A 14,198-nucleotide genomic window follows, 5' to 3' on the forward strand; every position below is an offset into this window, starting at 1 on the left:
CTTCCTCAAAACGCACGTGACGTGCGGAGGAGGGCGGCGGACCATGAATGGCATGGTGACGACTGAGTACGACGGCTGTGGCAGGTGCCTGGTCGGCGTGCGCAGGCTCAGCCGGAAGAAGGACGCGACATCGTCGCCGGAGAAGCAGAAGGGGCAGGTCCTCAAGGCAGCGGCGAGCGTCGGTGGTCACATCATCGCGTGGGCCGACGACTGGGAGGTGTCCGGGGCAACGGACCCGCTGACCCGTGCGGGGTTGGGTCCATGGCTTCGGGGTGAGAACGGCCCGTACTCGGGCATCGTCGGCCCGAGCGTGGACCGTATCGGCCGCAACCAGCGGGACGTGCTCAACACGGCCCACATGATCCACGACCAAGGCCGGATGCTGGTCACGGAGGGGCACGACGGTCCGTGGAACTTGGACGACCCGGCCGACGAGATGCGGCTGAGCATGGAGTCGTTCGGGGCGCAGATGGAGTTGCGGGCCATCCAGAAGCGCAACCGGGATGGGGCCGTGACGGCTCGGACGCTGGGGAAGCCCAACAACGCACCGTCGTACGGCTTTGAGTACGTGCGGCTGACGCCCATGGGCAAGATCGATCATGTTCGTCTGCACAAGGGTGCGGCACGGAATGCGCGGGAGGTGGCGAAGCGCATCCTCGCCGACGAGACGGGAACGATCACGCCGTACACGGAGGCGGCGCGGCTGACCCGGGCGGGGGTCTTGTCGCCGAGTGATCACATGGCGGTGCTCTACGGCAAGGAGCCGAAGGGCACTCCGTGGTCGCCCAAGTCGCTGATCTTCATTCTCACCAACGAAGCATCCTTGGGGTACCTGACGCACAACGGGCGCGCGGTGCTGGACGAGAAGACCGGCCAGCCGATCCGGCTGTGCGAGGGACTGTGGGACAGGCCCACCCTGGACAGGCTGCGTGAGAAGTGCAGGCCCGCGAACCCGCAGCCGGCCACGGCGCCGCGTGCGCCGAAGGCGACACGGCTGGGGTCGAAGCTGGGCACGTGCGGGAACTGCGGCAACACGATCACGGTCGGCAGCCGGGGCAGGGAAGGCGCGTCGTACCGGTGCACGGGCCGGGTGAAGCGGTTGAAGGGGTCGGAGCGCTGCACGCCTGCGCCGTCGATCAAGCTCACGGCCGCCGATGAGACGATCACCACGTGGTTCCTGGAGCGGTACGGGCCGGGCGAGATCATGGAGAAGGTGTGGGACCCGGGCAGCGGCAACACGGCCCGGATCGCGGAGCTGAAGGCCGACCGGAAGCGTCTGCGTGAAGACAGGCTGGCGGGTCTGTACAACGACGAGGACGACGCCGAGTGGTACAGGGCTCAGTACGCGCGTATCGGGCGGGAGATCAAGGAATTGCAGGCGCTTCCCGAGCGTCCAGCGGGCATGCGGTTGGTGCCCACCGGCAAGACCGTCGCCCAGGCGTGGGAGGAAGCGCCGGACGACGCGGCGCGGCGTGAACTGCTCGCCTCCTACGACGTACGGTTCGTCCTCTACCCGGACGGCGCAGGGGACCGACTGAAGATCACCGGGGCGGACCTGTTCGAGATGGCTCTAGCCGCCTAAGGGAGTCAGCTTGACGAGGAGGCCCCGCAGCCGGCACCCGGTGCGGGGCACTCCCCGTACGGTCCCCGCGCTTCAGCCACGAGGCAGCATCAGCACCGGAAGCAGATGCACGGCGTACAAGCCGGTCCGCGTCCGGACTTCTACCGGTTTGATGATCAACTGCGGCCGAGTGTCCCGCCCACCCGCCCCGCTGCCGCCGTCGCGGGTGCAGGTGCGGGTGATCTGCTCGACTGTCCACGGCGCGGGAGCGAAGTCGAACCGGCCAAGGCCGGTACTGCCTTCCAGCGTGAACCCGAGGAGGGTGCCGCTTCTGCGGTCGAGGGACACGTGCACCGACTCAGCGTCCGTCACCACTTCCAGCCCGGCCGCCCCGGGCACGGGCCGGGGCGTGCCGCCGAGGAGCCGTGCCACCTTCGCCGCGACGTACGGGTCGCCGGTCGTCACTCGCCATGTCCGCAGCGCTTCCACACGTCCGCCGACCGCGTAGGTCGCGTGGAATTCCCCGGCGGTCGTCTCAGCCATCCGGACGTTCCGGCGTCCCGGTTGAGAGGCGGCGGACTTCCCGCAGGACCGCCAGGTCTTCCGCGATGCCCGCCGCGATCTCCGCCGCGCCAGGGGTGTGGCCGGAGCCGACGTAGCGCCACGCGGAGTCGGTCACGGTGTCCGCTGGAGAACCGTCTTCCCGCTGTCCGGTCCGGAAGGACGCGCGGGCGGCACGCAGGGCTGTGTAAGTGGTCGAGTACAGGCGGGATTTGGTGAGGCAGTGGCCCCGGTAACCAAGGGTGTGGGCCCAGCCTCGCAGCCGCAGGTGGGCCAGTTCCGGCAGGTCGCCGAGCCGCCAGCAGGCGCCCATCAGCGCCCGCAGGTGATCGGAGACCGGCGCCAGCGCGATGGTGCCGGCGTCGTGCACGCGGTGGTCGAGACCTCCGCTGTCCCCGAGGCTCTTGCCGACGTACTTGGCGACGTAGGCCGCGACCGCTTCGTCCGTGATCGCTGAGCCGTCACCGAACTCGCGAATCGGGTGCATGTCGACCTGCTCGCCCCAGCGGAACGCGTACTCGCCGACAGCCGCCGTGTACGGCATGCGGACCTGGACGGCAGCGGTGGCCGTACGGATCGCGTCGGCCAGAAGAGCGGCGTCCGCCCACGACGGCGGAGGCGTATCCGGACCGTCCGGGCCGTCGAGGCGGATCACGGCATGGAAGTGGACCGCTCCCCGGCGCTGGTACTCCGCGACCTTGGCGAACGACACCCGCAGATGCCGGGCGAGGTCGGTCTGCGTGATCCCGGCCGCGGTGGCCAAGCAGCGCCGGACGGCACGGCAGGTGCGGTTCCACAGCTCTCCGGCGTGCGCGTGCCACAGCACATGAGAGGCGTAGTCGTAGCAGTCCGAGCACAGCGGCCGACCAATCGCCGCGTCAGCCTCGCTGTGGACGAGCCCGCATCCGACCGGCCGACCATGCTCGCAGTCCCCGCCGCCGCGCCGGGGGCGGCAGCGGTCCGGGCCCGCCCGGTGCACCGCGCCGAACGATGGGGCGGTGAGGGTGACGAACAGCCGGGGGTGTTCGACCACGCGAGCCGGAGTGCCCTTGCCGCCGACCAGTCCGGCACGCACCAGGTGGAAGGTGTCCCCGGAGTGCTCACGAGAACAGGGCGGGCAGACCGAGGCGCGGCGGTTGCGGCAGCGCACCGGCAGCCGCCCACCGGGCTCGCCCGCCGTGTCGTAGTGCCGTACGACGGCACCGGTCGTGCGGTCGGTCACGATGATGTGACCCGACAGGTAGACCGGGCGGGCGCAGCCCCCGGTGGCCCGCGTCTGCTCAAGCCACCGCTCGAAGCCCGGTTCGCAGGCGAGACGGACCAGATCCTTTTCGGTGTCGGACAGATGCCGCAGGCGGTCCGCCCGGTCAAGAGCGGACCGCCGTGCGGCACCGTCGTACAGGGTCGTAGCCATGACGGCGGAGCCCTTTCGTGCCGGACGGACGGGACCGAGAACGGCATGACCAGACCTCCCTTCAGTAGGGGTTGAGCAAGGACGATGACGGAATCCACTCGCCGGCGCCCTCGGTCAGCGACGCGGGGCCTTGCGGGAGCGGGGATGGCGGCGACGCCAGGTGCGGCGGCAGTATCGGCAGTGCACCAGACGCCCCCGCCGCCGGTATTCACGTGGGCGACCGCAGCGCGGACAGCGCGGAGGCTCGTTCTCAGGCACGAGTCACACCGCCTCAGCCCTGAAAGCGGGCGAGGACCCACTGCACCAGCTCCGACACCATGTAGACGGCCGGAGTCAGCGCTACATAGAACCCGAACAGCGCGATCAACGCCGCCTGCCACCAGGGCACTTCGCGGGACCGGACGAACAGCACGGTGATGATCCCGAGAACCACGACCAAGGACAGCGACGCCGGTTCCGACGTCACGACATCGTTCACGAGTCCTCACCCCCGGCGACCGCGTGAACCAGCCCCGGAAGGTCCGGGGTGCTCTTCGCGTGCAGCAGCGCCGTCATACGGGCCTGCTCCGTCGTGGTGTGCGTGGAGCGGACCCGCAGCCAGCTCCCGCCGACCGTGGCCACCGCCACCCCGCGCTCGTCCTCGCTGATCGACTGCGCGACCGCCACCGCATCCGGCGACAGGTCGCCCAGCACCATCACGGCGGTCTGCTCGTCATGGACGCGGTGACAGATCCGGCCGCCGAGCTGCGCCCGCAGCGCCGTCACACCCGTACCGAGTTCCGAGCCCACTCGCTGACCGGCGACCACCAGGTGCAGGCCCAGCGCGGCCCCGAGCTGCGCCAGCCGCAGCAGCGCCGTCGAGCACTCCGCGACCTGCGCCCGGCCCGCTTTGCTGCCGTCCGACAAGTACAACTCGGCAACCTCGTCGACCAGCACCACCAGCGGTACCGGCCGCACCCCGTCCGGCAGCTCCCACACCGAGCGCACACCCGCCGCCCGGCACTCCGCCATCCGGTGCCCGATCTCCACCACCAGCGCATTGAGCAACGCCGCCGCCTCCGTCCGGCTGCTGGCCAACGCCGACAACCGGGGGCCGAACAACGACAGCTCCAAGCCGCCCTTGCAGTCGATCCCGACCAACGCCACCGGCTGCGGAGCCAGCTCCGACACCAGCGACGCCAGCAACGTGGACTTGCCCGACTGCGTCGCGCCGACCACCAACCAGTGCGGTACCGACCGCAGATCAACCGTCCACGCGCCGCCGTCCTCCGTACGGCCGACGACCGCCGACAACAACCGCGCTGCCTTGGCTGCCGGAGCCGTCGCATCGCCGGCCAGCGGATCGCGGGCCGTGGCGGTGATCGTGACCCAGCCCCGCCGGGGCGAGACCACCCGCACCGCGTAGACCCGCCACGCGTGCGCCATCGCATCCGCCGCAGACAGGAACAGCGCCGGCGTCTGGCCGGGCAGCATCCGGATCGTCAGCCGCAGACCCGCACGCGTCAGCCGGGGCAGCCCCAGACGCGGCACCGAAGGCCGCAGCGCGCTCCCGCTCACCACCAGATCGCCCGCGATCACCGCGTGACGCGGCCGATCGGTCACCGACAGGCCCGCAGCGATACACAGCCGCCGCCACGTCGTCACCATGCGGCCGACCGTCAACGGATACCCGCCAAGTACCCAGCCCCACGCGATCCCGTCCAGCCAGCGCGGCAGCCGGTACTCCCACATCGGCTGCATGACCAGCACTACGCACAAGGCCGCCGAGATCAGCCAGATGATCAGCTCCCACGGCATCACGAACCACCTTCGTCCGTGCTGCCCCGGTCACCGGCCAACCGGTACTCCGTCGCCAGCAGCCGACGCGCCCGCTGCGCGGCGAACTCCCCGTGCCGCACGATCAACCGGAGCATCACTGGAGTGAACTGCGCATCGTGCGAAGCCACTTCCAAAAGCATCCCCGCACCGGTCAGCGCATCCAGATCACGGGCCAGCCGCGCCAACTCCGTCTGCCTGTCACCCATCGCTGCGCACCCCCGCCGCTGCGTCCGCCGCCTCGGCCTCCGCCAGCAGACGGGCTGCCGTGGCTGCCTCCTCGCAGTCCCGCGCCACGCGCAGCAGCGACAGCCGACGCGTGGCCGTGTCCAGCTCCGAGACGGCCAGCACGTCCGCGATGCCGCCGAGGTTGGCCAGGCGGTCCAGGAGATCCAGCCATGTCACCGCCATCACCCCACACCCCCGGGGCCGCCCTTGGGCTTGCCCGGAGCGGGAGCGGCCGGAGTCGGCTGACCTGCTGCGGGCGTGATCGCCGTCGCGCGCCAGCTCGTTCCCGACCGGTCACCCATCTGCCACTGGATCGCCGTGAGTTCCGCGATCTCCACCCGCATGCCCGCGTCCAAGCCGCGCGGTTCGCCGGGCACGGCGACCTCGATCACATCGGACCTGCGGCCCTCGACCTGCCGGACGACGCAGCCCACGACGTAGATCGTGTTGCCGTCCCGGTCCACCCTGATCTGCCCCGTCTCCGGATTCACGCGCGGCTCCGGGGGGACCACACACAAGATCGCCCCCAAGCGCGCCGTGTCCACCGGGATGGATTGCATAGGTGTACACACCCCTTCTGCGCCCGTGACAAGCCGCCGAACTTAGTCCGGTCAGGTACTTGTCCTAATAGGTTGCGAGTGTGCGCCGCTTGACGACGGGAGGCAAGCACTTATCCTGACAACCAATTGGGTAGACATGCACGTAGCACGACCCACTGACAACCCGCACACGGGGACACGGGAGGCCAGTTCACATGCCCGACGAGAGCGCCAAAGCAGTCCACCTCTACGAAGCCGTAGCCACCAGGCTCGCCGAGCAGATCAGCCAGGGCCAGTACCCGCCCGGCAGCATGCTCCCTAGCGAAACCGACCTGATGAGCACCTTCTCCATCAGCCGGCCGACCGCCCGCGCCGCCGTCGCTGAACTACGCGCCATGGGACTGGTCGAAAGCCAGCGCGGCCGAGGCTCACTCGTCCGCCAACCCACCACACGCACCGACATCGATCAGACCATCACCCGACGCGGCAAGAAGTTCACCGCCTACGAGTCCCAGTTCGTCCAGGCCGAAGAACCCCACACCACCCGCACCCACATCACCGCGGCCGAAGCCGAACTCATCGACCACGAAGACGAAGCCGCCTTTGCTGTCTACCGTCTTCTGATTGACCCCACCGCCGGGCTGCGCGCCCAACACCGCACGCTCATCCCATTCGAACTCGCCGCACAGCACCCCCAACTACAAGACATTCCCGCTACGGAACCGAGTGAGATCTATGCCCTGCTTACAGCAGCAGGCCACACCCTCACCTGGCACGAATACGTCACCGCCCGCCGCTCCACCCCCGACGACCGCTCAGCCCTCCGCGTCACCGACACCGCGTGGCTCCTCGAAACCCACCGTGTCACCCATTCCGGCAAAGGTGGCCCGCTACTCCTCGAAACTCTCACTGCAAGCGCCGAGACCACTCGCCTCACCTACCGCCCCGAACGTAATCAGGCTACGTCAACAGGATCGAGAACATGAGTGCCTGCAACGGCAAGCACGTAGTTTCGTTAGTCCTCAGGGCCACACTCTCGTGTTCCCCGGTCATCGTTGCGACAGATTCGTCGTTTTGTCAGCAATGCTGCGCATGTGCGTGTCATCATGCAAGGATCTATGAACGAACGTGGGACAGGGCGGGGGCACGTTGTCTGAACAACCGGAGCTGACGGCCGCAGAGCTCGTAGTCTCATCGCCGCAGCCCGACGACTCGGGAACCAACACGCTTGATCGCTACGACTGGCAAGCGTCGATGGCCGCAGCAGACGGCTTAGAGCTGTATCGCCAGGCGCTGGGCGCCGACAAACGCCTGCAAGATGGCGAATCCCGGAGAATTCTTTGCGAGTACCACGAGGACTGGGTAGCACTTCACGGAGACGCTGCGGAACTCGTCTCTGCTAAGCATCGAGATCCGTCTACTGACGCTTACCGTACCTTAAACGAGCTTACTCACGAAGGGGGCCTAGCACACCTGTTCCTAAGGTGGCGTGCTTTGCAAGAGAAGCCAACTTGCAGGCTTGCGACGTCCGGAGGCCTCGCAAACGGCGACGTGCAAAAATTCGCCACCACGATGAGGGCCTTGCGGGAGGTCCGCCTTTCAGGGCAGCAAGTCGTCGTAACTGACGAACATCGCCCATCCATCGATAAATTTCACTCTGCCATTCACGCAAATAGTGGAAAGTACCTACCCAAGGACTGGATTGCGGGTAGTGAGGGTGAAGTGTCACCTGATGAGCAGCTGCGACAGATCGCCCGCTTCATGTCCATGTTGAATATTCAGGCTGAGCTTACGAGACGAGCAGATATCGGCTTTGCGGCTCCCACAAAATGCGCAAAACCCGTTGTTGATCATCTAGGTTTCGATGTGCCTTGCGAGGCCGTTTGGAATGTCGTCTACGGGCTCTTCTTCACACGCATGAAAGCGGCAGGCCCGAGAGTAGATGCGATCATTTCTCCCGTTCTGGCATTTGCGAACGGAACAGAACTCCCCACTTCGATAGAAAGAGAACGCGAACTCGCATCGAGGATCGTGACAATGCAAGATATCGATCTTGCGGTCATGACGGCTGTGGCGAACCCGTCAGCTTATGGTTCGTTGGCCTCTCCCATCAGGCTGAGCCGTGCCGCAGTAAAGATGCGGAAGGGGAATTGTTCGGACAACAGCATTGAGCGGGGAGAACAGCTCAGGCGGGACTATCAGCGATACTGGCGCAACCGTCTGAACGGTGATCCTACCGCCTTGGCCGAGCGTGAAAAGCTGCGCCGGCTTCTCCTGCGCGTAAGCGATAGATCAGACACTCCAAAAATGCGCACGAAGAGCCAATGGGGGGCGGATTTTTGGATCACACTCCAGGATGCACTCGAAGCCATCCCCATAGAGCAAGTTCCATCCGGAATGGATGCAGATCTTCTGTTGGGAGGAATTAGTGATCTTACCAACGAATGCAAAATTTGGTTTAGCGAAATTTTCGATGTAGCCGTCGAGATTGAACGGGTCCGTGAGGAGAACCGAGGGAGCGTGGCATGAGCATCGCATACGATGATCTAGAACTTGCCCTGCTTCGCGACGACTTGGCTTATCATCAGGCGCGAGTCCTCCTGCTAGTAAATGCAATTTCTAAAGCACCAGGTCATGCGCGAAAACTAGATGGCCTAACAAAGTTGGCCAAATTGGACTTTTTGCTTAGGTATCCAGCTTTAGCTCCCGTGGTGCTAGACCACCTTTCAAATTCTGATCCTCGTCTAAATTTATCACAAGACGAGATTCAGGCACCGACAGAGGTGGAGGCCCCGATGGTGCGCTACAAGTACGGCCCGTGGGACGACCGATACTACGCGATTATCGGTGCATTGGTTGGGCGCGGACTCCTAAAGTACACAAAAGGAAGAAAGGGAAGCGTTGCACTCGCGACGACCAGAGAAGGGCGTCGTCTCGCTGACGAGATGGGGAAGGTCCGCGACTGGAAGGCTATGGCTGAGCGCAGCGAGGCTATCGCGGATGCTTCATCGGGCATGACTGGAAACACCATTAAAGATCTCATTTATGCAAGGCTTGAAAACCTGATGGACCGTCCGCATCGGCAGGTAATCCAGTGACTCTTCAGTTCCGCCTCCGCGCAGTTAGCTTGCACACCATTGAAGGAAGCGTGAGCTATGATTTTGAATCTGATCTAACCGTCCTCGAAGGTCCCACAGGAGTGGGTAAGACGACTCTTCTAGAATTGATTAAGTATGGGTTCGCCGCAGGAGAGCCTCGCCTTGCTTCGGTCGCTACAGAAGCCGTGAATGATATCGCAGTCGACATTGTGATTGGGGGAAATCAATACCTGATTACTCGCAGCCTGGATACAGCCAAAAGTAAGAACATTCGCATCGTTGACAAACGCACTGGCGAGCGTCTCCCTGATCTGTCTGTCGATGGAGAGTCGAGCCTTAACAGCTTTTTGCTCGCGAAGCTAGGACTGCCCGATGACATCAAGGCTCCCGCACAGAAAGGGAAAAGTAGTAAACCTGGTAGCCGAGTTACCTTCGGCGACATCTTCAAGTTTGTGTATATTCCACAGTATGCCATCAATCGGGATATCGCAGATAGCAGGGAGGGATACTACGACCCCAAAAGAAAAGCGGTTTTCGAGCTACTGTTCAAGCTAACTGATCCTGAGATCCTTGGAATGCAATCACGAGTAAATGTACTGAACGGAGAGATTGATGACGCAGATTCACATTTGAATACAATTCTGGATTTTCTACGCGATAGTAATACCAGCAGCCGAGAAGACGTTGAACAAAGCCTACGAGATGCTGCCGCGGAGCAAGAGTCGGCACGGGGAGAATTGAACTCGCTCCGGGAGGAACTTGACCCCGTAATCGACAGACAGACTCAAACGTATCGGGATCTCCTCACGGACGCCGAGAGGTCGTTGGCCGAAGCTCGTGCTACTGCACAAGACCTTACTCGTGAACGCGATGAGATCGTCTTGGAGGAGAAGCGGGTCAGGGCAGATTGCGCCCGGCTAGAGCGCATGCGAGATGCCGGCGCCAGGCTTGCCAACATCGAGTTTTCTGTGTGCCCTCGGTGCATGCAGTCTTTGAGTAATAGACCCGTTGAGAAAGATAGGTGCCGCCTGTGCTTGCAACTGGATCCGGTCTCACCCGAGCGCGCTGCTGACAGTTATGAGCTTCAGCAGCTTGAAATGCAGCTCATCGAAATGAATACACAAAGGGAGGCCACGGGACAGCAGTTGGAGGAAGCTCGGCGGGCCATCATCGACCGGCAGTCGCTCGTGCAGCATCTCACCGAGACTCTGGAAACGCGGACCTCTCAACGTGTAACGCCTAGGCTGCAAGCATTTAGCGATGCATCGGATCGAATGGCCACCGCTCGCACAAGGCTAGAAAATTTTGAGGCGGCGCTGCAACAGTGGGATCGTGTCGAGGATATTGCTGCAAAAGTCAGAGGGCTTCGATCAGAGCAGGAGAGATTGAAGACGAACATTGCGACGCGTAAGGCGGCTTTGGTCGTCCATAAGAACTCAGTATTCGCTCGGATCGAAGAAGAGTTTCGCAGAACCGTGGAAAACCTCAATATTGCCACAGTCGAATCCGTCGGGTTTGACAGAGAAAACTACCTGCCCGTAATCAATGGAAAAGTCTTCACGAAAACCCTGATGAGTGGGGGAGGCTCGATGACGGCGACTCAAATTGCCTACTGGACGTCATTGATGACTGTGGCACGACAAACTGATTCTCGCTACCCGTCCATGCTCATCATTGACGGGCCGCGGTTGGCGCTAAACACAGCAACTGAGACGTGTGCGGCAATTTACAAGCGGCTTTTCAAGGGGGTGAGTGAAGATCCCGGGACAGTTCAATTTCTCGTCTCCGACAACGAGCTGCCGGACGACTATGAGGGTGAATTTGCGCGCATCAAGTTCGACTACCAGCACCCGACTGTTGCAACGATCCGGCACCCAGGCGAGGGGCAAGTGGACGTGATCGCCTCGGCTGACGAGTGATCTCTCTTCTGTTGCCTCCAATAAAATGAGTGAATTTTGTGGGAGGGCGAATCGGAGAGAGGGAAGATCCCGCGGATTTCTGCTCGCCGTTCACGGCGGGCAGCGCGTGGCTGGCCTAATGATCGGTCCGCCGGATACTTTCCATCCGGACGGATTATCGGCATTCAGGGCGCCATACGGGAGCGATGCTTTCTCGGCTCATCCAGCCGTTGTGGGGTAAGAGCCGACACGATGATAGATCCCTGTGATTACACAGCGGTCTAGATCTTCTCTACTTTCTCAAGGGCGCGCTTGCAGCGCGCCGGGCGGTCCTGCCGCCCTCGGGCCGGGCGTGCGGCCTGGCGGCCGGTCCCGTCCCGGGCAGCAGCCGCCCGCACGAACCCGCAGCCCTCTTGACCAGAGAAAGCCCACTTCGCCTCGCCGGCGCCAGGGGGCCTTCCTCACGTCAAAACGTCACCGCATACAAGTCTTCGCATGATCTCGCTGCACGAACTTCGCCGGAGCGATCCCAGGCGTGAGCCGGTCCAGCTTGCAGCCGGAGCAGGTCACCCACTGGTGGCCATGCTTGTCTTCCTCCACGCGGACCCGGCCGCGCCTGCCTTGAGTACGCAGCTCCCGGCCGACCGTCTTCCGCTTCATGTCTCCAGACTCCTCCGCCAACGCGCCCCGGGGAAGACGGCGTTCGGCCACTGCGGTCCGGAAGGCCGCGCAAGCCCGGTCACCGCTCCATCCATAACGACGACTCGCCCCCGCGCTCGTGCTCACAGAACGGAGCATTGGGGAGGGCATCCAAATCCACCCTCGCCAGGACGCAACCTAGCCAGCGGACGACATGCGGCGAAGTCTTCAACCGCACCGTGCCAAGACCCTCAGCGCCCGTCCCCGCCGCCGCGTGAATCTCCCCGGCGGGCACTCCCAACGTCACCAGCAGATCCCGGAACTCCCGCGCGGCCGAGTCCGCGTCCACCCACCCGGCGACCGCTTCGGACCCGCTCACCCACACCGTCTCGCCAAGGTCGTCTTCCCAGGGATCCAGTCCCGCCCCATCCCCGTTGCGCATAGTGCATGCACCCATCTCGCCATTCGGCACATGCCAAAGGCGTAATAGAGTCGCGTCCTTTGCAGAAGCAAACGGTAGCACAGGATGACCATATGACCACCGTACGAAAGGACAGAGGAGTAAAATTGGCACACTCGCGCCACAAGTGCAACGGGGCGACCCTCCCGCTTCGACGGGAGGATCGCCCCTATCTAACGCTGCGTCACCGCCAGACGCTGCACGGCCACGACTTGTACGACCGGCACGACGGCCCGTACAGATAGGTTTTGGCCACCCAGCCCGTAGCGCCCGCCCGCGACCCGCCGCCGCTGCGACGAGTCAGCCGCACATGCATCCACGGCCCCTTGGCTCCGAGCACCTGCACCCGGTCACCCCGGTACAGCAACCCACGAACCGTGCCGTAGTAACTGGCGCGCGTCCTGAACCGCAGCCCGTTCACGCGCACCGACGAGTTCTGCGTCCGCGCGTACGACTGCTGGGCCGGTGCTCGCGCCACATGCGTCACGGCCGCAGGTATCGGCCCGCTCGTCATCTCCTCCGGGCTGGCCGCCGATGCCGACGTGGCACTCATGCCCAGGAGTGCGGTCACCGCGAGCAGCGCCGCGGCCAAGCCTGCGCGAAGCCGGGTACGAACAATCTTCTCCATGAGGACTCCTCCCGCTGATCCGAGACGAGCAACGGCAAGGCACCGCCACTTGTCCTGACAACTAGCGAGCATGAGCGGACGAGGAGTACCCGGTCAACTACTTATCCTGATAAGTATGGTGTCCAGGGATAACGGAAAGCTCCGCCCGGACGGTCCCGGGCGGAGCTGCTGGCACCTGTGCGTCCCCGCCCGGCTAGGGGCGCATGTATCGGTAGGGATCACTGACGATTGCGAGAGGAGCGATAAGCGCGATCCAGAGCAACACGATCGCGAGGCTGAGGAGCATCTGCCTCACGATGCACCGCCGTCCGCCGTTCGGCTCGCATGCCAGGCGCCCCACTCAGCGCGGGCTTCAACGAGTCGAGGTCGGACCTCCTGGTCAAAATAGTCGGCCTGGGAACGCAGTTGAGCAGCGAACTCGGCAAGCCCGGTCGGGCTGAGCCCTCGGATCCAGTAATCGTCGATGATCCAGACGTTGGCCACGGGGATGCGCTCATCGGGGTTCTCCGCGTAGGGCGTCCAGTCGATACTGCCGCTGAATACTGCGGACTCCTCGACCGGGTTCCGCCCGTGGGTGACGCACGTCATCTTTCCGCTGAAGTGGGCCTGGTGGCACATGTCTTCCAGGTGGCCGACCAGTCGTTCCAGAGGTATGCCGGACGCACTCGGGTCGTCTTCGGCCCATGCCGGCAGATATCCCGTAGCCGCGTAGCCGCTCGTACTGGCAATCGTCCACGTTCTGTCGCAGTTCGTCGGGACCGGATCGATAACGAGCGGCGTGTTTGGACGATGAGGCCGAGCCGGTTCGGAGGGCTGGATCGGCTCGATTGCCGCCGTCACCGGACGAACTCGCGGTCAATCGCGACTCGCGCGGCGATTGCCGACGCGTCGTCGTCCGCGCGAGGAAGTCGATCGCCCCGACTCTCTGCGACGCGGAGGGCGTCACGCAGCGCTTGGCACAAGGAGTTGATCAGGTTGCGGAGTTCAGTCTCCGAGGTGACAGTCTGTGCTAAGACCTTGCTCACGTGGTCGAGGAGGTCTTCGCCCAATCCGATCTGTACCGCCTCCATGTTGTCCGCCATGCGCGACATGAAGGAGTTCTGGTCGTTGGTGCTGAGATAGCAGGGCTTACCTTCCGGCCCCTGCCATGGCAGCAACCGCAGGCCCGAGGTGGGCTCGTCCTGGTCGCGTGCCGCACTCTCGCCGGCACCTCCCGTGTCCAGCCTTTGTCGTAACGCTCGTCCGAGTCGGAGAGCTTTGGGTCGTTGCACGGCTAGCTTCACGCGCATACGTGGTGGAAACTTCATGACCACTCCCTCAAGGGGGCGTCGGGGGCGGCGACTTGCTTGGCGGTAGG

15 protein-coding genes are annotated in these 14,198 nt (G+C 64.1%); 5 read left to right on the plus strand and 10 right to left on the minus strand.

All coding sequences use genetic code 11. The features are described from left to right. Positions 1-43: 43 nt before the first annotated feature. Positions 44-1,582 carry a recombinase family protein gene (locus tag BM076_RS25850; protein ID WP_245796364.1) on the plus strand — a complete coding sequence of 513 codons (1,539 nt, stop codon included), beginning with the start codon at positions 44-46 and terminating at the stop codon, positions 1,580-1,582. A gap of 72 nt (positions 1,583-1,654) precedes the next feature. Here BM076_RS25850 and BM076_RS25855 read toward each other — a convergent pair whose 3' ends face one another. The 7 genes from BM076_RS25855 to BM076_RS25885 form a co-directional block, all read right to left on the minus strand. After that, positions 1,655-2,026, minus strand: a complete 372-nt coding sequence (locus tag BM076_RS25855; RefSeq protein ID WP_143120642.1) for a hypothetical protein — start codon at positions 2,024-2,026, stop codon at positions 1,655-1,657. A gap of 70 nt (positions 2,027-2,096) precedes the next feature. Further along, the gene (locus tag BM076_RS25860; RefSeq protein WP_245796366.1) at positions 2,097-3,536 is read right to left on the minus strand and encodes a replication initiator; all 1,440 of its coding nucleotides are present in this window, start codon (positions 3,534-3,536) and stop codon (positions 2,097-2,099) included. Between the two features lie 271 nt (positions 3,537-3,807). Further along, on the minus strand, positions 3,808-4,014 hold the full coding sequence (locus BM076_RS25865; protein ID WP_245796368.1) for a hypothetical protein: 207 nt from the start codon (positions 4,012-4,014) through the stop codon (positions 3,808-3,810). Next, positions 4,011-5,333, minus strand: a complete 1,323-nt coding sequence (locus BM076_RS25870) for an FtsK/SpoIIIE domain-containing protein (protein WP_245796370.1) — start codon at positions 5,331-5,333, stop codon at positions 4,011-4,013. Before BM076_RS25870 ends, BM076_RS25865 begins: the two co-directional genes overlap by 4 nt. Continuing rightward, a complete protein-coding gene (locus BM076_RS25875) occupies positions 5,333-5,560 on the minus strand; it encodes a hypothetical protein (protein WP_093716103.1) in 228 nt (75 codons plus the stop codon). Before BM076_RS25875 ends, BM076_RS25870 begins: the two co-directional genes overlap by 1 nt. Continuing rightward, positions 5,553-5,762 carry a hypothetical protein gene (locus BM076_RS25880; RefSeq protein ID WP_093716104.1) on the minus strand — a complete coding sequence of 70 codons (210 nt, stop codon included), beginning with the start codon at positions 5,760-5,762 and terminating at the stop codon, positions 5,553-5,555. Before BM076_RS25880 ends, BM076_RS25875 begins: the two co-directional genes overlap by 8 nt. Next, on the minus strand, positions 5,762-6,139 hold the full coding sequence (locus BM076_RS25885) for an SCO3933 family regulatory protein (protein ID WP_245796371.1): 378 nt from the start codon (positions 6,137-6,139) through the stop codon (positions 5,762-5,764). Before BM076_RS25885 ends, BM076_RS25880 begins: the two co-directional genes overlap by 1 nt. 194 nt (positions 6,140-6,333) lie before the next feature. On the opposite strand from BM076_RS25885, the gene BM076_RS25890 reads away from it, so the two are divergent. The 4 genes from BM076_RS25890 to BM076_RS25900 all read left to right on the plus strand — a co-directional run bounded on the left by BM076_RS25890 (position 6,334) and on the right by BM076_RS25900 (position 11,135). Further along, positions 6,334-7,104 carry a GntR family transcriptional regulator gene (locus BM076_RS25890; RefSeq protein WP_093716105.1) on the plus strand — a complete coding sequence of 257 codons (771 nt, stop codon included), beginning with the start codon at positions 6,334-6,336 and terminating at the stop codon, positions 7,102-7,104. Positions 7,105-7,267: 163 nt separating this feature from the next. After that, positions 7,268-8,647, plus strand: coding sequence for a hypothetical protein (locus BM076_RS36210; RefSeq protein WP_143120643.1), 1,380 nt, complete (start codon positions 7,268-7,270; stop codon positions 8,645-8,647). After that, positions 8,644-9,216, plus strand: a complete 573-nt coding sequence (locus BM076_RS25895; RefSeq protein WP_177246612.1) for a hypothetical protein — start codon at positions 8,644-8,646, stop codon at positions 9,214-9,216. The genes BM076_RS36210 and BM076_RS25895 overlap by 4 nt, the downstream gene beginning before the upstream one ends. Before the next feature lie 50 nt (positions 9,217-9,266). Beyond that, the gene (locus BM076_RS25900; protein ID WP_245796373.1) at positions 9,267-11,135 is read left to right on the plus strand and encodes an AAA family ATPase; all 1,869 of its coding nucleotides are present in this window, start codon (positions 9,267-9,269) and stop codon (positions 11,133-11,135) included. Between the two features lie 1,262 nt (positions 11,136-12,397). Here the strand turns inward: BM076_RS25900 and BM076_RS25910 are convergent. The 3 genes from BM076_RS25910 to BM076_RS25920 all read right to left on the minus strand — a co-directional run bounded on the left by BM076_RS25910 (position 12,398) and on the right by BM076_RS25920 (position 14,148). Beyond that, on the minus strand, positions 12,398-12,841 hold the full coding sequence (locus tag BM076_RS25910) for an SH3 domain-containing protein (protein ID WP_093716108.1): 444 nt from the start codon (positions 12,839-12,841) through the stop codon (positions 12,398-12,400). 291 nt (positions 12,842-13,132) lie between these two features. After that, the gene (locus tag BM076_RS36220; protein WP_143120645.1) at positions 13,133-13,681 is read right to left on the minus strand and encodes a DUF6907 domain-containing protein; all 549 of its coding nucleotides are present in this window, start codon (positions 13,679-13,681) and stop codon (positions 13,133-13,135) included. Next, a complete protein-coding gene (locus tag BM076_RS25920; protein ID WP_322936244.1) occupies positions 13,678-14,148 on the minus strand; it encodes a hypothetical protein in 471 nt (156 codons plus the stop codon). The genes BM076_RS36220 and BM076_RS25920 overlap by 4 nt, the downstream gene beginning before the upstream one ends. Positions 14,149-14,198 lie beyond the last annotated feature (50 nt).

It is taken from the genome of Actinacidiphila alni (assembly GCF_900112845.1).
Classification (GTDB): domain Bacteria; phylum Actinomycetota; class Actinomycetes; order Streptomycetales; family Streptomycetaceae; genus Actinacidiphila; species Actinacidiphila alni.